The organism is Thioclava sp. UBA3469 (assembly GCF_002378135.1).
In the GTDB taxonomy this organism is placed as follows: Bacteria; Pseudomonadota; Alphaproteobacteria; order Rhodobacterales; family Rhodobacteraceae; genus Thioclava; species Thioclava sediminum.
Window position 1 is genome coordinate 16,197 of sequence record NZ_DFRG01000010.1, and the last position, 281, is coordinate 16,477.

At 65.1% G+C, this 281-nt stretch carries 1 protein-coding gene; it reads left to right on the forward strand.

Going from position 1 to position 281, the window contains the following annotated elements; all coding sequences use genetic code 11:
- Positions 1 to 122: 122 nt before the first annotated feature.
- Positions 123 to 281: NAD(P)/FAD-dependent oxidoreductase (locus tag B3D39_RS00755; protein WP_286789289.1), on the forward strand; the 159-nt coding region annotated here is incomplete at its 3' end.

The following is a 281-nucleotide window of genomic DNA, read 5'->3' on the forward strand; positions in this document are numbered from 1 at the left end:
CCTTACCACTTGGCTACGCCCCAACGTGGGGGGGTATGTAGCCAAGTGGGCGCGGGGCTTCAAGAGGAAAATCCGACAAATTTCGATTGCGCGTCACGCGCCGCTACGGCAAGCGAGACGGCATGGAAAATTGCGATGTTTTAGTGTTGGGCGCAGGGGCTGCCGGACTGATGGCCGGGATCGAGGCGGCGCGGCGCGGGCGCTCGGTGCGGGTGCTCGACCACGCGCGGCGTCCGGGCGAGAAGATTCGAATCTCTGGCGGCGGGCGGTGCAACTTCACC